The organism is Streptomyces sp. YPW6, from assembly GCF_018866325.1.
Lineage (GTDB): Bacteria > Actinomycetota > Actinomycetes > Streptomycetales > Streptomycetaceae > Streptomyces.
In genome coordinates this window covers 3,842,219-3,862,023 of sequence record NZ_CP076457.1, presented here as the reverse complement: position 1 = coordinate 3,862,023, position 19,805 = coordinate 3,842,219, and the positions used below count along the sequence as shown (strand labels likewise).

16 protein-coding genes are annotated in these 19,805 nt (G+C 73.0%); 5 read left to right on the top strand and 11 right to left on the bottom strand.

Translation table 11 applies throughout. The features are described from left to right. Positions 1-44 precede the first annotated feature (44 nt). From KME66_RS17170 to KME66_RS17160, 3 genes are all read left to right on the top strand, one after another. Positions 45-824 carry an ABC transporter ATP-binding protein gene (locus KME66_RS17170; RefSeq protein WP_073222814.1) on the top strand — a complete coding sequence of 260 codons (780 nt, stop codon included), beginning with the start codon at positions 45-47 and terminating at the stop codon, positions 822-824. Next, positions 821-3,679 carry an FtsX-like permease family protein gene (locus KME66_RS17165; RefSeq protein WP_216323446.1) on the top strand — a complete coding sequence of 953 codons (2,859 nt, stop codon included), beginning with the start codon at positions 821-823 and terminating at the stop codon, positions 3,677-3,679. The genes KME66_RS17170 and KME66_RS17165 overlap by 4 nt, the downstream gene beginning before the upstream one ends. Positions 3,680-3,789: 110 nt before the next feature. Continuing rightward, a complete protein-coding gene (locus KME66_RS17160) occupies positions 3,790-4,338 on the top strand; it encodes a bacterial proteasome activator family protein (RefSeq protein ID WP_073222819.1) in 549 nt (182 codons plus the stop codon). Between the two features lie 51 nt (positions 4,339-4,389). On the opposite strand, the gene KME66_RS17155 is transcribed toward KME66_RS17160, so the two are convergent. The 7 genes from KME66_RS17155 to pdhA form a co-directional block, all read right to left on the bottom strand. After that, positions 4,390-5,379, bottom strand: coding sequence for an NAD(P)H-quinone oxidoreductase (locus KME66_RS17155; protein ID WP_216323443.1), 990 nt, complete (start codon positions 5,377-5,379; stop codon positions 4,390-4,392). A gap of 286 nt (positions 5,380-5,665) precedes the next feature. Further along, positions 5,666-6,808 carry a TrkA family potassium uptake protein gene (locus KME66_RS17150; RefSeq protein WP_073222824.1) on the bottom strand — a complete coding sequence of 381 codons (1,143 nt, stop codon included), beginning with the start codon at positions 6,806-6,808 and terminating at the stop codon, positions 5,666-5,668. Continuing rightward, positions 6,766-8,598, bottom strand: a complete 1,833-nt coding sequence (locus KME66_RS17145; protein WP_216323440.1) for a molybdopterin molybdotransferase MoeA — start codon at positions 8,596-8,598, stop codon at positions 6,766-6,768. Before KME66_RS17145 ends, KME66_RS17150 begins: the two co-directional genes overlap by 43 nt. After that, complete coding sequence (locus KME66_RS17140) at positions 8,595-9,512, bottom strand: DUF6457 domain-containing protein (RefSeq protein WP_216323437.1); 918 nt, start codon at positions 9,510-9,512, stop codon at positions 8,595-8,597. The genes KME66_RS17145 and KME66_RS17140 overlap by 4 nt, the downstream gene beginning before the upstream one ends. 191 nt (positions 9,513-9,703) lie before the next feature. Further along, positions 9,704-11,158: a dihydrolipoamide acetyltransferase family protein gene (locus KME66_RS17135; RefSeq protein ID WP_216323434.1), complete on the bottom strand. Its 1,455-nt coding sequence runs from the start codon at positions 11,156-11,158 to the stop codon at positions 9,704-9,706. Beyond that, a complete protein-coding gene (locus KME66_RS17130; protein ID WP_216323420.1) occupies positions 11,158-12,189 on the bottom strand; it encodes an alpha-ketoacid dehydrogenase subunit beta in 1,032 nt (343 codons plus the stop codon). The genes KME66_RS17135 and KME66_RS17130 overlap by 1 nt, the downstream gene beginning before the upstream one ends. Next, positions 12,186-13,346 (bottom strand): pyruvate dehydrogenase (acetyl-transferring) E1 component subunit alpha, encoded by a 1,161-nt coding sequence (gene pdhA, locus KME66_RS17125; RefSeq protein ID WP_216323417.1) that lies wholly within the window; start codon positions 13,344-13,346, stop codon positions 12,186-12,188. The genes KME66_RS17130 and pdhA overlap by 4 nt, the downstream gene beginning before the upstream one ends. A 312-nt stretch (positions 13,347-13,658) precedes the next feature. Between pdhA and KME66_RS17120 the strand changes: the two genes are divergently transcribed. Next, positions 13,659-14,228, top strand: a complete 570-nt coding sequence (locus tag KME66_RS17120) for an Lrp/AsnC family transcriptional regulator (protein ID WP_073222837.1) — start codon at positions 13,659-13,661, stop codon at positions 14,226-14,228. Positions 14,229-14,332: 104 nt separating this feature from the next. On the opposite strand, the gene KME66_RS17115 is transcribed toward KME66_RS17120, so the two are convergent. Next, positions 14,333-14,932, bottom strand: coding sequence for a TetR/AcrR family transcriptional regulator (locus KME66_RS17115; protein WP_073222838.1), 600 nt, complete (start codon positions 14,930-14,932; stop codon positions 14,333-14,335). A gap of 156 nt (positions 14,933-15,088) precedes the next feature. Here KME66_RS17115 and paaN point away from each other — a divergent pair, with 156 nt between their 5' ends. Next, positions 15,089-16,789, top strand: a complete 1,701-nt coding sequence (gene paaN / locus KME66_RS17110) for a phenylacetic acid degradation protein PaaN (RefSeq protein ID WP_073222840.1) — start codon at positions 15,089-15,091, stop codon at positions 16,787-16,789. On the opposite strand, the gene KME66_RS17105 is transcribed toward paaN, so the two are convergent. The 3 genes from KME66_RS17105 to KME66_RS17095 are packed head-to-tail and all read right to left on the bottom strand — an operon-like array spanning position 16,790 to position 19,799. Continuing rightward, positions 16,790-17,479, bottom strand: coding sequence for a TrmH family RNA methyltransferase (locus KME66_RS17105; RefSeq protein ID WP_216323414.1), 690 nt, complete (start codon positions 17,477-17,479; stop codon positions 16,790-16,792). Next, positions 17,476-18,933, bottom strand: coding sequence for an HTTM domain-containing protein (locus KME66_RS17100; protein ID WP_216323411.1), 1,458 nt, complete (start codon positions 18,931-18,933; stop codon positions 17,476-17,478). The genes KME66_RS17105 and KME66_RS17100 overlap by 4 nt, the downstream gene beginning before the upstream one ends. Continuing rightward, positions 18,930-19,799: a DUF5819 family protein gene (locus tag KME66_RS17095; protein ID WP_216323408.1), complete on the bottom strand. Its 870-nt coding sequence runs from the start codon at positions 19,797-19,799 to the stop codon at positions 18,930-18,932. Before KME66_RS17095 ends, KME66_RS17100 begins: the two co-directional genes overlap by 4 nt. Between the last annotated feature and the right edge of the window lie 6 nt (positions 19,800-19,805).

Genomic DNA, 19,805 nt, shown 5'->3' with positions numbered 1-19,805 from the left:
CGTCCGGATGAGACCCAGTACGTTCCGAGGGGGAACCACCCGCCATGCCCACGTCCGCCACCCAGCCGCCCCCGTCGTCCTCCGGGACGCCCGGCGGCAGCCCCGTACTCGAACTGCGGGCGCTGACCCGTACCCACGGCTCCGGCGTCGCCGAGGTGCACGCCCTGCGCGGGATCCACCTCGCGGTGTACCCGGGCGAGCTGGTCGCCGTGATGGGCCCCTCCGGTTCCGGCAAGTCCACCCTGCTGACCCTGGCCGGGGGGCTCGACACCGCCACGAGCGGCCAGGTCGTCATCGAGGGCCAGGACCTCGCCGCCCTCGGCCCCAAGGGCATGGCCGCCCTGCGCCGCCGCAGCGTCGGCTACGTCTTCCAGGACTACAACCTCATCCCGGCCCTGACCGCCGCCGAGAACATCGCGCTGCCCCGGGAACTCGACGGCGTCTCCGTGCGCAAAGCCCGCAAGGAGGCCCTCGCCGCACTGGCCGAGATGAAGCTCGAAGCGATCGCCGACCGCTTCCCCGACGAGATGTCCGGCGGCCAGCAGCAGCGCGTCGCCATCGCCCGCGCCCTCGTCGGCGACCGGCGCCTCGTGCTCGCCGACGAGCCGACCGGAGCGCTCGACTCCGAGACCGGCGAGGCGATCCTCGCCCTGCTGCGCACCCGCTGCGACCAGGGCGCGGCCGGGGTCATGGTGACCCATGAGCCCCGGTACGCGGCCTGGGCCGACCGGGTCGTGTTCCTCCGGGACGGCTCGATCGTCGACCAGACGGCGACCGCGGGAGCCGACTCCCTGCTCGCCGGAACGACCGAGGCCACCGCGTGAGCCCGCTCCCCGGCCGGCGCGCGGCCTTCCGTATAGCCCGGCGCGACGCGGCACGGGCCAAGGGCCGCAGCGCCCTGGTCGTGGCGATGATCGCCCTTCCGGTCCTCGGCGTGACCGCCGCCGACCTCACCTACCGCAGCGCCCTGCCCACGAAGGCCGAGGAACTGACGGCGGAACTGGGGTCGGCCGACGCCCGGTTCATGCCCACGAGCGTCGGCCCGGTGAAGCTCCAGCAGATGCCCGACGGCGTCAACTGGGGCATGCCCGAGGGCGCCCCCGACCCGACCCCCGAGGAACAGGCGAAGCCGGTCGACGTGCCGGCCGCCTTTCCCGAGGGCTCGCGCCATCTGACCGAGCGGAGCGTGCCCGCGTCGGTGACCACCCGGCACGGCATCGCCGACACCGAGATCAGCGAGCTGCGCGTCGCCGATCCGATGCTCCGCGGCCGGATCGAGCTGACGGACGGCGCCTTCCCCCGCAAGCCGGACGAGGTCGCCGGAACCGCCGACTTCGTCAGGGCGGCGGGGCTGTCAGTCGGCGACCGCGTGACCGTGCGCGGACCCGAGCAGACCTACACGCTCACCGGCACGGTCGAACTCCCCGCCGACCTGCGGGCGGACCACCTCTACGCGCTGCCCGGCGCGGTCATCGACCCGTGGCAGAAGACCGCCGACGGCGACCGGACGATCCTGCCGCCTCAGCCGAGCGACCCGAAGTGGCTGGTGAAGGGCCCGGCCGGCGCGGGTGTGACCTGGCAGGACGTCCTCGCCGCCAACGAGAGGGGGGTGGTGGTCAAGTCCCGCCAGGTCGCCCTGGACCCGCCGCCGGACTCCGAGGTCCCGATGGCCTCGGAGTCCGGCGGCGGGTACTCCACCGAGCCGGAGACCACCGCGGCCGTTCTCACGGTGGCCGCCATGGCCGTCCTGGAGATCGTGCTGCTGGCCGGTCCGGCGTTCGCCGTGGGCGCGCGGCGTTCGCGCCGCCAGCTGGGCCTGGTCGGCTCGTGCGGCGGCAACCGGGGCCAGGTCAGAGCCGTGGTACTCGCGGGCGGTGCGGTGCTCGGCGGGGTCGGCGCGGTGGCCGGGGTAGGGGCCGGATTCGCTCTGACCGCCCTGTTCCGCCCGATGATCGAGGACTACACGGGCAGCCGTTTCGGCGAACTGACCGTACGGCCCTGGGAGATCCTCGCCATCGCCGCGCTCGGCCTGGTCACCGGCGTCCTCGCCGCGCTCGCCCCGGCGATCGTCGCGGGCCGCCAGTCGGTCCTGGAGTCGCTCACCGGGCGGCGCGGCACCCGTCGCAGCTCCCGCCTGCTGCCCGTGATCGGCGTCATCACGCTCACGGCGGGTGTCGGCGTCGCCGTCTACGGCGGGGTGGCAGGCGACACGGTCCTCGTCGCCGGCGGTTCCGTCCTGGCCGAACTGGGCGTGCTCGGCTGTATCCCGGTGATCGTCGGCTTCCTCGGCCGGCTGGGCCGACGGCTCCCGCTGGCCCCCCGGATGGCACTGCGCGACGCGGCCCGCAACCGCGGCCGTACCGCTCCCGCCGTCGCCGCCGTGATGGCGGCCGTCGCGGGCAGCGTCGCCATCGCCACGTACACCAGCAGCAGCGCCGTCGAGGCCGCGTACGACTTCGAGCCCAACATGACCCCGGGCACCGTGGCGGTGGCCGCGTCCGACGTCGGCGCGGACGCCGAACTCCCCCGCTCCCGGGCGGCCGTCGAGCAGAACTACCCGGTCAGCGGCAAGCCCGCCGACTTCGGGCGGGTCTGGGCCGGCAGCGACTGCTCGGTCTACTACGAGGAGGAGAACGGCTGCGGCACCCTCGAACTCGTCAAGCCCACCGGCAAGGGCCACAGCTGCGCGCTCAAGGGTGCGGGCGCCAGGGAGCTCGCCCTGCGGCTCTCCGCCGACGAGCACAAGCGGATGATGAACTCCCCGGCCTGCGTCGACGAGAGCTCCACGATGGTCGCGTTCGGCACCGGCGAACACAAGATCGTCATCGGCGGCGCGGACGTCCTCGCCACCTATGTGAAGCTCGACGACCCGGCGGCGGCGAAGGCCCTAGAGGACGGCACCCCCGTCCTGCTGAACTCGGCCTACGCGAAGAACGGCGAGGTCACCCTCAAGGCCACCCACCTCTACAACGACCGGGACGAGAAGATGCGGGCCCGGCATCCCGGCAAGGCCCGCACCACCACCGACCGGCTGAAGGTGTACGTCGCGCCGGACCGGTTCGCGGCGACCCCCGGCATCCGCATGGTCATGCCGCGGGAGACCGCCGAACGGCTCGGCCTGCACGTCGAGGACTACGGCAGCTTCTACGCGCTGGGCCGCGACGCCACGGACGCCGAGGCCCAGGCCACCTACGCGGCGATCGACCAGGCCGGGAACCGCGCGTACCTGATGAGCTCGAACGAGAGGTTCCGGACCCAGGACGACACGATCCTGCTGATCCTCGCCCTCTTCGCCGGTGTGGTGACCCTGGGCGCGGCGGCCATCACGACCGGTCTGTCCAAGGCCGACGCGGAGGCCGACCTCACCACGCTCAGCGCGGTGGGCGCGCCCCCGGGAGTACGGCGTTCGCTGTCCGGCTTCCAGTGCCTGGTCGTCGCGCTGACCGGGGTCCTGCTGGGGACGGCGGCGGGACTCGTTCCCGCGGTCGCCCTGCGCCTGACCGACCTGCGCGCGGCGCTGGCGGAGATGCGCGCGGATCCGATGCAGTCGGCGTACACGCCGATCGTGATGCCGTGGGAGACCATCGGGCTGCTGGCCCTGGTCGTCCCGGTGCTCGCCGGTCTGCTGGCCGCCGCTCTCACCAGCTCCCGGCTGACCCTGGCCCGGCGCGCGGGCTGAACGGCCCGTCCGGGCCTCACGGAAGGGTTCCGGTGCCTCCGAAGACGGTGGATCTTCCGTTTTCGGGGGCACCACCGTGGTGTACGGCATGTGTGCGAGACAATGGCGGCATGGAAATGCCGAGGAATGACCGGTCGCAGGAGCACCCGCAGGTCCTTGTCGTGGGCCAGGACGGAATGGCTATCGGCGGCGGTGCCAGTGACGACGAGTCGCGCGAGGTCCCGGTGACGGAGATGGTGGAACAGCCCGCGAAGGTCATGCGCATCGGCAGCATGATCAAGCAGCTTCTGGAGGAGGTCAGGGCGGCGCCTCTCGACGAGGCGAGCCGGGTCAGGCTGAAGGAGATCCACGCCGGCTCCGTGAAGGAGCTGGAGGACGGCCTGGCGCCCGAGCTGGTCGAGGAGCTGGAACGGCTCTCCCTGCCGTTCACCGAGGACTCGGTGCCGTCCGAGGCCGAGCTGCGGATCGCCCAGGCTCAGCTCGTGGGCTGGCTGGAGGGGCTCTTCCACGGCATCCAGACGGCTCTGTTCGCCCAGCAGATGGCGGCCCGCGCCCAGCTGGAGCAGATGCGCCGCGCCCTGCCGCCCGGTATGGCCCACGAGGACGAGGAAGGCGGCCCGGACCCGCACGGCCCGATCCGTTCGGGCCCGTATCTGTAGATCCGCGTCCGTTCCCGGTCCGGGCCACGCCCGGACCGGGAACGTGCCTGATCAGCCCGCCGACGGAACGGTCAGCAGCACCTTGCCGATGTGCGCGCTGGACTCCAGCACCCGGTGCGCCTCGGCGGCGTCCGCCATCGGCACCACCCGGTCCACCACCGGCTTGACCACCCCGTCGCCGATCAGCGGCCACACGTGCTCGCGTACGGCGGCGACGATGGCGGCCTTCTCCTGGAGCGGACGGCCCCGCAGGGAGGTCGCGGTGACGGCCCCCCGCTTGGCGAGCAGGGCGCCGAGGTTCAGCTCGCCCTTGGCGCCGCCCTGCAGGCCGATGATCGCGAGACGGCCGTTGACGGCGAGCGCCTGAACGTTCCGATCCAGGTACTTGGCTCCGATCAGGTCCAGGATGACGTCGGCCCCCGCTCCGGCGGTGTTCTCCCGGACCTCCTCGACGAAGTCCTGCTCGCGGTAGTTGATGAGGATGTCCGCCCCCAGCTCCGCGCACCGGGCCAGCTTCTGCGGGCTGCCCGCCGTCACGGCGACCCGGGCCCCCACCGCCTTCGCCAGCTGGATCGCCATCGTGCCGATACCGCTGGAGCCTCCGTGGACCAGGAACGTCTCGCCGGGGCGGAGATGGGACACCATGAAGACGTTGGACCACACCGTCGCGGTGACCTCGGGCAGTGCCGCGGCTTCCACCAGGTCCACGCCGTCCGGTACGGGAAGGAGCTGCCCGGCCGGAACGGCGACCTTCTCCGCGTAACCGCCACCCGCCAGCAGCGCGCACACGGCGTCGCCGACCGCCCATCCGGTCACCCCGGGACCGAGCGCGGCGACCCGGCCCGCGCACTCCAGGCCGGGGTAGGGGGACGCGCCGGGCGGCGGATCGTAGAAGCCCTGCCGCTGGAGGACGTCGGCACGGTTCACGGCTCCGGCGACGACCTCGACGAGGACCTCGCCTTCACCGGGTACGGGATCGGGCACCTCGGCCCATACGAGCGCCTCGGGGCCACCGGGTTCGGGAATCGTGATCGCATGCATGGCGGCGAGGCTACTCCCGTGGCGCTCGCCCGCGCGGACGCCTCGTCGGTCAGGGTCGCGGACGCGGGGGCATCGGGTTCTCCGGGCGCCTCGTGGGTCAGGGTCGCCGACGCGGGGGCATCGGCTTCCGCGGACACCTCGCCAGTCAGGTGGCTGACGCCGAGGCATCGGGCCTCCCGGACGCCTCGTCGGTCAGGTCGCTGCCCCGGAGGCACCGGGTCTCCCGGACGCCTCGTCGGTCAGGTGGCTGACGCGGAGGCATCAGCTTCCGCGGACACCTCGTGGGTCAGGGTCGCTGGTGCGGAGGCATCGGATTCTTCGGCGCCGCGCCCGAGCCGGAGCTCGCCCGCACGATGGTGATGACCCGGTCCGTCAACTGCAGCGGGCTGGCCGCCGGATCGTCGTAACCGAGCAGCCGGTGTCCGCGCAGCACACTGACGACCAGGTCCTCGGTCTCCCGGACGTTCTTGCCCACCTCGGCCTTTATGACCGGCCGTTCGACGAGATCGAGCCCGCTGCCCTGCTGGATCAGGTCCTCCATCACCGTGCCCGCGCTCGGGCTGAGGACGGAGAGGCCGAGGAGTCGCCCCGCGGCACTGGCACTGGTGATGACCGCGTCCGCGCCGGACTGCCGCAGCAGGGGCGCGTTCTCCTCCTCGCGGACCGCCGCCACGATCTTCGCACCGCGGTTCAGCTGACGTGCGGTCAGGGCGACCAGCACGGCGGTGTCGTCGCGCTGGGTCGCGATGATGACCTGACGCGCCTTCTGGAGTTCGGCACGCAGCAGCACATCGCTGCGGGTCGCGTCGCCGAGCACGCCGGTGAAGCCCTCGGCGTTGGCGGCCTCGACCACCTTCGATGCCGGGTCGACGACGACGATCTGCTCCTTCGACAGGCCGGTGGCACAGAGGGTCAGAATGGCCGAGCGGCCCTTCGTACCGAAGCCGACGACGACGGTGTGGTCACGCAAGTTGGCTCTCCAACGCTTCAGCCGGAAGTCCTCCCGGGTCCGCTCCGTGAGGACTTCGAGGGTGGTACCGACCAGGATGATCAGGAACATCACGCGCAGCGGTGTCACGAGCACCACATTGATCAGCCGCGCCCCGTCGCTGGACGGGGTGATGTCCCCGTACCCGGTGGTGGAGAGGGTGACCGTCGCGTAGTAGACCGCGTCCAGCAGGTCGACCTTGCCGTCCGCGTTGTCGCTGTAACCGCTGCGGTCGAGCCAGACGATCAGCACGGTCGCGGCCAGCACGAGCAACGCCATCAACAGGCGCTTGGCGACCTGGCGCGCCGGACCGACGGCCACCCGACGGGGGAGCATCACCCGCGTCGGTACGACCAGTTCGTCCGCTCGCCTGGCCATCGCATCGTGGCCGGGAAGTTTCACGTGAAACACCCTTCCGTCCACGGCGTCGCCGGGGCCCATGGGAGATCAAGAATCTCCACCTCGGTGCCGGACCGTACCCCGCCCGGTGGCACCACGGCCAGTCCGTCCGCCGCGGCGATGCCCCGGAGCATCGCGGGCCCGTTGTAGCGGAGCGGCGCGACATGGTCCCGGCCGCCCGCCAGGCCCGGTCGGTGGACCACGGGGACGAGGCGGGTGTCCTGCGGATGGCCGGGCACCTCGGCATGGACGAGCGCCCGGTACGGATCCTGTGCGGGGCGGCCCGCGATGCCCGCGAGCAGCGGCTCAGCGAGCGTCAGCAGACCCGATACGGCCGCGAGCGGATTGCCGGGCAGCCCGACGAGATACGGCCCGTCGGACGACAGCCGGGCCAGCAGCATCGGGTGGCCGGGGCGGACCGCGACCCCGTCCACGAGCAGTTCGGCCCCGAGGGCGTCGAGGACCGGGTGCACATGGTCGACCGGACCGGCGGCGGTGCCCCCGGTGGTGACGATCAGATCGGCGTCGGAGGAGGCGAGGGCGGAACGCAGCGCCCCGGCGTCGTCACCAAGCCGGCGGGGACTGGAGACCTCGGCTCCGTGGGCCCGGAGCCAGGGGCCGAGCATCGGGCCGAGGGCGTCCCGGATCAGCCCGTCGTGCGGCAGACCGGCGTTGAGCAGTTCGTCGCCGAGCACGAGGATGTCGACGCGCGGACGGGGCACGACGGGCAGCGCGTCGTACCCGGCGGCCGCGGCGAGGCCGAGCACCGCCGGGGTGACGAGCGTGCCGGCCGGGACGAGCTGCTCGCCCGAGCGGCATTCCTGCCCCCGGGGCCGGATGTCCTGCCCGGTGACCACGGGTCGCCGGGCGTGCAGCAGCCCCCTGGCCTCGTCGGCGTGGGCGTGCTCGCTGCGGATGACCGCCGTGGTGTCGGGCGGTACACGGGCGCCGGTGGCGATCCGTACGGCGGTGCCGTCGGGCAGCACGGCGGTCGCGCCGCGTCCGGCGAGAAGGCCCGCCCCGGCCTCGAACGCCCAGGGGCCCGGACCGGCGACCGCCCAGCCGTCCATGGCCGAGGTGTCGAAGGACGGCAGATCGGTGAGCGCACCGAGCGCCTCGGCCAGCACATGACCCAGCGCACGGTCGAGCGGCAACCGGATCGTCGCGGGCGGACCGCCCCGCCCCGCCCTGGCCGCAACCGAGCGCGCCCGGTCCCAGGAGGGGGGCGCGGGCAGGCGCTTCGCGGGGTCGCCGGGGGCGGCCTGATCGAGGAGGGGCGACCACCCGCTGCCGGGCGCCGCGCCGGCGGCCGGGGCGGGAGGAGCGGGAGAACCGTCGTACGGGTCGTCACCGCGGCCGTTGTACGAGTCGTCATCGCGGGCGTCGCGCGGGGCGCCACCGGGGCCGTCGTAGGGGGTGCCGGCGCTGCTCCGGCTCTCGCCCGGGTCGCTGCGGCCGTCCCGGCCGTCGCGTGGGGCGCTGTGGCTGTCGTGTGGGGCGCTGTCGGCACTGCAACCGTCGTACGGGGCACGGTCGGCGCTGCGCCCGTCGTACGGGGCGTTGCTGCCGCTGCCGCCGTCGTACGGGGAACTGCCACCGCTGTGGTCGGCTCTCCCGTCCTCGGCCCGGGTGCCTCGGTGGCCCCGGGAGTCCTGGCCGCGGTTCGGACGCCCGCCCGCCCCTCCGGACCGGTCGAGGCGGCCCGACCCGCCGACCAGGGCGAGTGCCTGCTCGACGGCCCGTTCCTCGTCCTCGCGTGCACGTTCGCTCGCGGACCCGACGGCACGGGCGTCGCCGCCGGGTTCCCGGTGCGGTCCCTCGGAGCCGGTCACGGTGTCCCGGTCCCCTCGCGGCCCACGTCGGGCTTCGCCCCGCCCGTCGCATCGCCGCCCTGACCCGCCGCCTCCGCTTCCCAGCGCAGGGCGAGGGCGGTCGCCTTCCGCGCGGCTTCCGCGACCGCCGCAGCGGCCTCGTCGGGGCCCGCACCGGCGCTCGCCCTGGCTGCCGCGTACCCGACCAGGAAGGTCGTGAGCGGGGCCGCGGGCCGGGCGACCCCGTGCGCGGCGTCACGGGCGAGGTCGAGCAGGACATCGGTGTCGACGTCGAGTTCGATTCCCAGTTCGTTCTTGACCGAGGTGATCCATTCGTCCAGCACGGCCCCATGCTCCCTGATCCGGGCTCGGGCGGCAGCGATGTCGTCCCAAGTGTCGCAGTCGAACGCGGCGTCAGGACCTGCCTCGATCCGGGCGAGATCCAGCTCGGCCGTCAGAATCCGGAGCGGCAGACCGGCGAGGCTCCCGTACTCGGTGGCGATCAGCGCCAGCTCCCTGCGGAGCGGTTCGGCGCGGTACACGGCCACGAGCGGCTGGTCGCGCCCGTCGGGGTCGATGCACAGGGCGCCTTCGCGGCCGGGCTGTCCGGCGGCGGCGAGCAGCGTGTCGACCGTGGCCCGGCCGAGGAAAGGCAGGTCGGCGGAGAGCACGAGGACACGGTCCGCCGTCGTCAGCCGCAGCCCTGCGCCCAGGGCCGCCAACGGGCCTCCGCCCTGCGGCACTTCCCGGGTCCAGGCAACCGGTCGGACGGTCGCGCGGCGGTCGCCCACCACGACGCTGCGAGCCGCTCCGTCGCATGCTGCGAGGACCCGGTCGAGCAGCGACCGGCCGCCTACCCGGACTCCTGGCTTGTCAGCGCCGCCGAGCCGCTTCGCGGCCCCTCCGGCAAGGACGATCACGTCGTAGGCGGTCATACGTCGAGTATGGGTGGCGTCCCCGAGCGAGGACGCCGCCGGGGTGGCCGGTGGACCAGCCACCCCGGCGGCGGCGTGGCAGGCGCTGCGCAGGAGACCGCAGGCGCCACTGCCCCACGCCCTGCCCCCAGGCCCCGCACCCGCGAGCCCGCGCCTCCGCGAGCCCAGGCCGCGCCTCCGCGCCTCCGCGCCTACAGCGTGCGCAGGAGGACCGCCGGCTGCTCCACGCAGTCCGCCACATATCTCAGGAAGCCGCCCGCCGTTCCGCCGTCGCACACGCGGTGGTCGAAGGTGAGCGACAGCTGGACCACCTGACGTACGGCCAGTTCTCCCTGGTGCACCCAGGGTTTGGGCATGATCCGGCCCACACCGAGCATCGCCGCCTCCGGGTGGTTGATGATCGGCGTGGAACCGTCGACCCCGAACACCCCGTAGTTGTTCAGCGTGAACGTGCCCCCGGTCAGCTGCGCCGGGCTGAGCTTCCCGGTGCGCGCCAGCTCGGTCAGCCGGGCGATCTCGGCCCCGACCGACTCGGCGTTCCGGGTGTGCGCGTCCCGGACGACCGGGACGACGAGGCCCCGCTCGGTCTGGGCGGCGAACCCGAGGTGCACGCCGGGCAGCCGGACGATCTCCCGGGCCTCCGTGTCCACGGTGGCGTTGAGCTCGGGGAACCGGGCCAGCGCCGCCGTGCAGATCCTCGCCAGCAGGGCCAGGACCGACACCTTGGGCCCGGCGGACGGGCCCGTGGCGGCGTTCATCGCGGCCCTGACCGCCATCAGCTCGGTGGCGTCGGCGTCGACCCAGCACGTGGCGTCGGGGATCTCGGTCCGGCTGCGCGACAGCTTGTCGGCGACCGCTCCACGCACCCCGCGCAGCGGAATCCGCTCGGCGTCCGCAGCGGCGGCCACGCCGTTCGGAGCCGCGGCCACGGCTGCCGCCGGCGCCTGGGCCTGCGGCTGGGCAGCGGGTGCCGCCGTCGTGGTCTCCTCCGCCGCCCGGATCGCACGGTCGACATCGGCGCGCAGGATCAGCCCGTGGGGGCCCGAACCCGCCAGCCGTCGCAGATCGATGTCGTTCTGCCGGGCCAACCGCCGTACCAGCGGAGAGACCACCGGCACGGGCCCCTCGGACACCGGGGCTTCGGCGACCAGGACCTCGGCCACCGGCGTCCCGGCCACCGGAGCGCCGGAGACCGGGGGATCGGCCACCACCCGGTCGGGCCGGACCGGGCGAACGCGCCGGCGGCGGGCGGCCGGTGCGCCGGTCCCGTACCCCACGAGCACGTTCCCCGAGCCGCCCGAGGACTCCGTGCCCGAACCGGGGTCCGTGTCGGAGCCGGAGGACGAGGAGGCCGACGGGGCGGCGGAAGAGGAGGACGGGGAGGAGACCTCTCCGTCCGGTGCTCCGACGGCGACCGTCAGCAGCGGCGCGCCGACGGGCAGTTCCGTGCCCTCGTCGCCGAACCGTGCGGTCACCACGCCCCCGTAGGGGCAGGGCACCTCCACCATGGCCTTGGCCGTCTCGACCTCGACGACGGGCTGGTCGATGGCGACGACATCGCCGACCTCCACCAGCCAGCGGACGATCTCGGCCTCGGTCAGCCCCTCGCCGAGGTCGGGCAGCTTGAATTCGAGCACCTGGGCCATCAGCTGTCCGCCTCCCACTGCAACCGGGCCACCGCGTCGAGCACCCGGTCCACTCCCGGCAGATGGTGCCGCTCCAGCATGGGCGGCGGGTAGGGGATGTCGAACCCGGCGACCCGCAGCACCGGAGCCTCCAGATGGTGGAAGCACCGCTCGGTGATCCGGGCCGCGATCTCGCCGCCGGGCCCGCCGAAGGCGGGGGACTCGTGCACGACGACCGCCCGCCCGGTGCGGCGCACCGACGCGGCCACCGTCTCGTCGTCGAACGGCACCAGCGAGCGCAGGTCCAGCACTTCGAGATCCCAGCCCTCGGCGAGCGCCGCTTCGGCGGCCTCCATGCAGACCGGCAGGGAGGGCCCGTACGTGATCAGGGTGGCGCTGCGTCCGGGTCGGCGCACCACGGCCTTGCCGATCGGCTCGACCGCGGCGGGGGCATCGGGCGACCAGTCGGCCTTGGACCAGTACAGCCGCTTCGGCTCCAGGAAGACCACCGGGTCGTCCGAGGCGATCGACTCCCTCAGCAGCCCGTACGCGTCGTCGACCGTGGCGGGCGTGACGACGTGCAGGCCGGGGGTGGCCATGTAGTACGCCTCGGAGGAGTCGCTGTGGTGCTCCACCCCGCCGATCCCGCCGCCGTACGGCACCCGCACGGTGATCGGGAGCGGCATGGCCCCGCCGGTGCGGTTGCGCATCTTGGCGACATGGCTCAGCAGCTGCTCGAACGCCGGGTAGGCGAACGCGTCGAACTGCATCTCCACCACGGGCCGCAGCCCGTACATCGCCATGCCGACGGCCGCTCCGAGGATGCCCGCCTCGGCCAGCGGGGTGTCGGTGCAGCGGTCGTCACCGAACTCCTTCGCCAGCCCGTCGGTGATCCGGAAGACCCCGCCGAGCGTGCCCACGTCCTCACCGAGCACATGGACGGTGGGGTCCTCGGCCATCGAGTCACGGAGCGCGCGCCCCAGCGCCTGCGCCATCGTGGCCGGTTTCGCCTTCACGGGGCGGCCGTCGGCCGTCACTGCCACGGTGGTCATCGTCCTGCCTCCGGGCCGTGCTCGTCGTGGTCCTGCTCGGCGTCCAGCTCGGCGCGCAGGGCGGCCGCCTGCTCCCGGAGCTGACTCGTCTGCTGGGCGTACACATGGGTGAAGAGGTCCATCGGGGCCAGCTCCGGATCCGCGTTCATCCGGTCGCGCAGGGCGGCCGCCATGTGTTCGGCGGCCTGCTTCGCCTGCTCGACGCCCGCGTCGTCCAGCAGCCCGCGCTCCGTCAGCTCACGCTCCAGCAGCCGCACGGGGTCGTGCGCCTTCCACGCCTCGACCTCGCTGTCGACCCGGTAGCGCGTGGCGTCGTCGGCGTTGGTGTGGGCCTCCATGCGATAGGTGACCGCCTCGACCAGCGTGGGCCCCTCGCCGCGGCGGGCCCGCGCCACGGCCTCGCTCAGCACCTGGTGCACCGCGGCCGCGTCGTTGCCGTCGACCAGACGGCCCGGCATCCCGTACCCGACGGCCTTGTGCGCCAGGGAGGGGGCGGCGGTCTGCTTGGCCAGCGGCACGGAGATCGCGAAGCCGTTGTTCTGGACGAAGAAGACGACCGGGGCCTTCCAGACGGCCGCGAAGTTCAGCGCCTCGTGGAAGTCGCCCTCGCTGGTGCCGCCGTCCCCGACCATGGCGAGCGCCACCACGTCGTCGCCCTTGAGCCGGGCGGCGTGCGCCAGCCCGACAGCGTGCGGCAGCTGTGTGGCGAGCGGGGTGCACAGCGGGGCGATGCGGTGCTCGCGCGGGTCGTAACCGGTGTGCCGGTCGCCGCGCAGCAGGGTCAGCGCCTCGACCGGGTCCAGGCCGCGCGCGACGGCCGCGAGCGTGTCGCGGTAGCTGGGGAACAGCCAGTCGCGCTCCTCCAGCACCAGGGCGGCGGCGATCTCGCATGCCTCCTGGCCGGTGCTCGACGGGTAGACGGCCAGCCGTCCCTGCTTCGTCAGCGCGGTGGCCTGGGCGTTGTAGCGACGGCCGCGCACCAGCTCCGTGTGGAGCCGGAGCAGCAGCTCGGGGTCGACGTCGGCGACCGCGTCCGTACCGAGCACCCGGTAGGGCTCCGGGTCCGGGAGCAGCGGGGCGGGGTCGGTGATCGGCTTCCAGGCCGGGGGCGGCGTGGGCCGGTAGGCGGCCGCGCCGGGCAGCTCTTGGACCGTCATGAGAAGCACCTCCTGGCATCGAGGGAGATCGAAGGGTGTCGATCGGCGGTATCGGGGGTGTCGATCGCGGTGTCGAGGGGTGTCGACGGGTACCGATCGGCGGTGTCGAGGGTGTCGATGGGTGTCGATCGGGCGCGGGACGTCGAGGGCTGGACGAGGCACGGGTGTGGCGTGCCTCACCTACCGATTGTTCGGTCGCAAGCGCATTTTGGCTACAGGTGCCACCAGCCTGTGGACAAACGGTTCTCCACAGCCTGGGATGGGTACAGGTCGTCCACGACAGGGAGGCGCGGGCCGATGGCAGCTGAACAAATGGCCGACAGGGCCGAGGAGCAGGACCGGACCCCGCCCACCGCGCCACCGTCGGCCGCCGCCCCCGCGGGCTCGGCACCGGAGCCTCCCCCGGCAGCCCCCGCGCGGCCGCTGGACGCCATCGACCGCGACATCCTGCGGATCCTCCAGACGGACGGCCGCGCCTCGATACGGTCCGTGGCCGAGCGGGTCCACGTCTCACGGGCCAATGCCTACGCCCGGATCAACCGGCTCGTCGAGGACGGCGTGATCCGCGGCTTCGGCGCCCGCGTCGACCACGAGCGGGCCGGCCAGGGGGCGTCCGCGTACATCACGCTGAAGATCGTGCAGAACTCCTGGCGGACCGTGCGCGAGCAGCTCCAGGCGCTCCCCGGGGCCACGCACATCGCCCTGGTCAGCGGTGACTTCGACGTACTGCTGCTGGTGCACACGCCGGACAACCGGGCGCTGCGCGAGCTGGTGCTCACCCGGATCCAGTCCATCCCCGAGGTGCTCTCGACGCGCACGCTGCTGGTGTTCGAGGAGACGGACCTGGGACCGCTCCCGGACCGGTCGGCCGAACTCACCTGACCGGGGCCGGCCCGGTCAAGGCCACCGGGCCGGGCACGGAAGCCGGACGGCACCCGCACGGAAGCCGGACAGCCCCTGCAGTGAAGCCGGACGGCCCGACGGGCTCAGCGGGCGCCGCCGGCCCGCAATCCCTCGAAAGCCAGCTGGACGACCGTGTCCGCGAGCTGTTCCTCCCCGGGGAAGCCGCCGGGCTGCGGCCGGTACCACTCGACCAGCGAGTTCACCATGCCGAACAGCAGCCGGGTCGCCAGCCGTATGTCCACGTCCGCCCGGAGGTCGCCCTCGGCCACCGCGGCCTGGAGCAGCTCCGCCACCCGCTGGTCGAACTCCCGGCGCCGCTCCAGCGCCCAGCGTTCCGTCTTCGTGTTTCCGCGCACCCGCAGCAGCAGAGTGACGTAGGGGACCTCCGCCATCAGCACGTCGACGGTCCGGCGCGTGACGTACTCGACCCGCTCGACCGCGCGCCCGCGCTGCGCCCCCGGCTCGTCGAGGACCGCGAAGAGCCCGTCGAGCGCCCGGCTCACGGCCCGGCGCAACAGCTCCTCCTTGCCCGCCACATGGTGGTAGATCGAGGATTTCGAGATACCCGCCGCCCGGGAGAGGTGCTCCATGGACGTGCCGTCGTAGCCGCGCTCGTTGAAGACACGGACGGCGACGGTGAGCAGGGTCTCCGGTGTGTACGTGTCCCGCTTGGCCGTGGTCATGTCCGCGATCCTCCCCCATGAGGGATCAGCCCCGCACAGGCGGGGACCATCGAAGTTGTCCACAGGTTTCCCGGTGCCCCTTGTCCCGACCGATCGTTCGGTTACTCTAACTCCGTCCGCACGTCCCCGCCCGGCTCGATGAGGAGTTGGTCCGCCATGGCCTCCGCGCTCACCCCCCAGCAGCTGTCCGAGACCCACCGGCCCACGCTCGACCAGGCCCTGGACGTGATCCGTACCCGCGCCTACTGGTCCCCGCACCCCGAGCACCCGAAGGCGTACGGCGAGGGCGGCGCCCCGGGCAGCCTCGGTGCGGCCGAGGGCAAGGCCGCCTTCGACGCGCTGCTGGGCACCCGGCTCGACCTGGGCCAGCCGGGCGCCGACGGCTGGGTCGGCGGCGAGATCTCGCCGTACGGTCCGGAGCTCGGCATCGAGTATCCGCACGTCGACCCGGACGTCCTGCTGCCCGCGATGAAGGCCGGTACGGCCGCCTGGCGGGCGGCGGGACCGGAGGTCCGGGCCCTGGTCTGCCTGGAGATTCTCGCGCGGATCAGCGCCCGCACCCACGAGCTGGCCCACGCCGTGATGCACACGAGCGGTCAGGCCTTCATGATGGCGTTCCAGGCGGGCGGCCCGCACGCCCAGGACCGCGGCCTGGAGGCCGTGGCGTACGCCTACCAGGAGCAGGTACGCACCCCTGAGAGCGCCGACTGGTCGAAGCCGCAGGGCAAGCGCGACCCGCTGAAGCTGCACAAGTCGTTCATCACGTCCGGCCGCGGCGTCGCACTGGTCATCGGCTGCAACACGTTCCCCACGTGGAACGGCTATCCCGGCCTCTTCGCCTCGCTCGCCACGGGCAACCCGGTGCTGGTCAAGCCGCACCCGCGCGCGGTGCTGCCGCTGGCGCTCACGGTCTCGATCGCCCGCGAGGTCCTGGGAGAGGCGGGCTTCGACCCGAATCTGGTGGCGCTGGCCGCCGAGCGGCCCGGCGAGGGCATCGCCAAGGCTCTGGCGGTCCGCCCCGAGATCCGGATCATCGACTACACGGGCTCGTCCGCGTTCGGCGACTGGCTGGAGGAGAACGCCCGCCAGGCACAGGTCTACACGGAGAAGGCCGGCGTCAACACGATCGTCGTCGACTCCACCGACGACTACCGGGGCATGCTGGCCAACCTGGCGTTCTCCCTCTCGCTGTACAGCGGCCAGATGTGCACCACCCCGCAGAATCTGCTGATCCCCCGGGACGGCATCACCACCGACGACGGCGCCAAGTCCTACGACGACGTGGTCGCCGACCTCTCGGCCGCCGTCACGGGACTGCTCGGCGACGACGCCCGCGCGTCCGCCCTGCTGGGCGCCCTGGTGAACCCCGACGTCAAGGGCCGGGTGGAGGCGGCGGGAGAGCTGGGGGAGGTCGCCCTGCCCTCGCGTACGGTCGCCAACGCCGAGTTCCCCGACGCGGTCGTCCGTACGCCGGTCGTCGTGAAGCTCGACGGCACCAAGCCCGACGACGGCGCGGCCTACTTCTCGGAGTGCTTCGGACCGGTGTCCTTCGCCGTCGCCGTCGAGTCGACGTCCGCCGCACTGGACCTCCTCCGCCGCACGATCCGCGAGAAGGGCGCCATGACGGTCGGTGCGTACACCACCTCCCCCGAGGTGGAGCGCGCGGTCGAGGACGTCTGCCTGGACGAGTCCGCCCAGCTCTCGCTGAACCTGACCGGCGGGGTGTACGTCAACCAGACCGCCGCCTTCTCCGACTTCCACGGCTCCGGCGGCAACCCGGCGGCCAACGCGGCCCTGTGCGACGCGGCCTTCGTCGCCAACCGCTTCCGCGTGGTGGAGGTCCGCCGCCAGGCGTGACTAGCGGGTCTCCCGCGGGTCCGGGATGTCGGCGTAGCGCTGGATCCACGCGTGCATCGCGATGGCCGCGGCGGCTCCGGCGTTGATGGACCGGGTCGAGCCGAACTGCGCGATGGAGCACACCGCCGTGGCGTGCTCCCGCGCCTCCTCGGTGAGGCCGGGCCCTTCCTGCCCGAACAGCAGGACGCAGCGGCGCGGCAGCTCGGTGCGCTCCAGCGGTACGGCGCCGGGGAGGTTGTCGATCCCGATGACCGGCAGCCCCTCGGCCGCCGCCCAGGCGGTCAGGTCCGCCGTGTCGGGGTGGTGGCGCACATGCTGGTAGCGGTCGGTGACCATGGCGCCGCGCCGGTTCCAGCGCCGCCGGCCCACGATGTGGATCTCCTTGGCCAGGAAGGCGTTGGCGGTCCGGACCACCGAGCCGATGTTGAAGTCGTGGGTCCAGTTCTCCACGGCCACGTGGAAGTCGTGCCGCCGCAGGTCGAGATCGGCGACGATCGCCTCCCGCTTCCAGTAGCGGTACGCGTCACCGACGTTGCGCCGGTCGCCCTGGGCCAGCAGCTCGGGGTCGTACCGCTCGTCCTCGGGCCAGGGCAGCGGGTGCGGTCCGACACCGATCGGCTGGGCGTAGCCGTCGTCGTACTGGACGGGTTCAGCGGGGGTTTCTTGGGTTCTGCCGGTCTCACTGCTCACCCGACGAGCGTATGGCCCCCGCCGCCGCCCTGGAGCCGGGGCTCGTCCGTACCGCCGTGACCGCCCCGGGCCGGGCCGTCCGCCGGCCCGTCGTCCGGACCGTCCGCGCGGGCGGGCGCCCCAGGGCTCCCCGGCGTACGGGACCGGCTGGGCAGCCGGGAGAGCAGCAGCCGCCTGCCGATCGTGGCCCGGCCGCCCAGCCACACGAGGAAGGCCGTCGGCAGGAACACCGCGTCGGCCGCGATCATCGCCATGGAGAAGAAGGGCAGTCCGAGCAGCAGGGCGATCCCCGCATGCTCGCAGATCATCACGACCAGCAGGACGTTCTTCACCCGCCGGTTGAACAGCGTGAACGGGAAGGCGACCTGGACGATGACCGTGCCGTACGTCAGCACCATCACCATCAGCCCGCTCGCGCCCAGGATGTCCGACAGGGCCGGCCACGGAGTGAAGTAGTCGAGGTTGAGCGGGTAGTAGAGCGCGGTGCCGTCCTGCCAGCGCGAGCCCTGGATCTTGTACCAGCCGGCCGTCGCGTAGATCAGGCAGACCTCGGCCATGATCACGGCGAGCGCGGCGTTGTGCGTGAGATTGGCCAGCACGTCGAGCAGGGTGCGGGGCTCGCTCCGCGGCGCGTACCGGTTCACCGCCCACCAGGCGGCGGCGGAGAGCCAGAGGACCCACAGCAGCGTCCGCAGCCACCAGGTGCCGCCGAGCCCGCCCATCAGGGTGGCCGTCGCGAGAACGGGGCCGAGGACTGCCCAGAGCGCCGGGCCCGCGATGTCCCGGAGGGGCGGCAGACCTTCGGCGGCACGCTGGGCGTTGCGCGCCGCACGCCGGGCATCCAGCGACCAGACCTGGGCGCAGCGCGTCAGCACCAGGTAGATCGCCATGAGGTGGACGACGTTGTCGCCGCCGTCGCCCATGAAGATGCTGCGGTTCTGCAGCGAGAGCACGCCGACCATGAAGAGGACGGACATGGTCCGGGTCCGCCAGCCGACCATCAGCGCCGCCGCGGACAGCAGCGTGAGGACGTAGACCGACTCGAACCAGAGCGTGCTGTCGGTCCACATCAGGACCGAGAAGGCCTCGTTGCCGTCCGTGAGCCGGCGTGCCAGGTCCCAGTGCCAGGGGCTGTCCGGACCGTACAGCTCATGGCGGTGCGGCAGCTCGCGCAGCAGGAAGAAGAGGTAGGTGGCGGCGAAACCGATCCGGACGACAGCGCTCTGGTACGGGCCGAGGGCTGAGGCGGTGACACGCTGAAGGCCGCGGGCCGGACCACCGGCGGGGCCGCCGGAACCCGGGGTCCGTGGCCCGCTCGGCTGGGGCCCGGCCGGCGGCGGCCCGCTCGGCTGCGGGGCCAAGTCCTGCGGGGCCGGGTTCTGCGGGGCCGGGTTCTGCGGGGCCGGGTTCTGTGGCGTCAGGTTCTGTGGCGTCCGGGGCGAGGGGGTGGTCACTGGTTCGCCTCCGCACGCGCCGCGTCGCGGCGCTCTTCCGCCGCGTGCTCGGGAAGATCGTCGGAGGTCACGGTCCACCACGGGAGTACGCGGTAGGCGGGGCGGGTGCTGATCTTCTCGGTGCTCCACGGGGGCGGGGCGACCGAACTGGTGGCGGAGCGCAGCTGGATGCGCTCGATCGTGCCGCCGTAGTCCCGCTCGCTCAGCCTCAGCATCGCGATGCGCCGCACGTACCGCTCGGAGAGCTCCCCGCGCAGGCCGTTGGGGCGGTTCTCGCTGTCGTGGGAGTTGACGTAGAAGTCCCAGCCCCGCCGGAGCTCGTTCTGGTGCACATGGCTGGGGAAGAGGTTGCCGCGTATCCCCTTGGCATCCTCATGGGTCAGGTTCATCCACCGGGTGGTGCGGCGGCCGTCGGCGGCGTCGACCACTTCGGCCCGCACATGGACGGCGACGTTCTGCTGGAGCGGATTGGGCGCGAAGAGCTTCCAGTTCTGCTCGAACTCCGGGTAGATCCAGCGGTCGACCGTCTTCCCGTGCTCCTTGGTCAGGGTGTTGGACGGGGCGACGTGCAGGAACACCATGGCCACGTGCGTGCAGGCGAGCAGCCCGATGAGGGACAGCGCGAGGGCCGCGACCACCTGGTAGGGGAGCGACAGCCCGGCCATGCCCCGGCCGGTGGCCGAGGAATCCCGCGACGGCACCGGCCACGGGGGCGTGGCGGCCGCGTGGTCCGGCGCTGGGGCTTCGGAGGTGCCGGGCGCCTCCGCCGGCCGGTTCGACGCCTGCGGCCAGGCGTCCTTCCCCCCGCCCGCAGAGCTCCTGTCGTGGTCCGAATCCATCCCGCCCCGATCACCGTCGATCACCACTCAGTT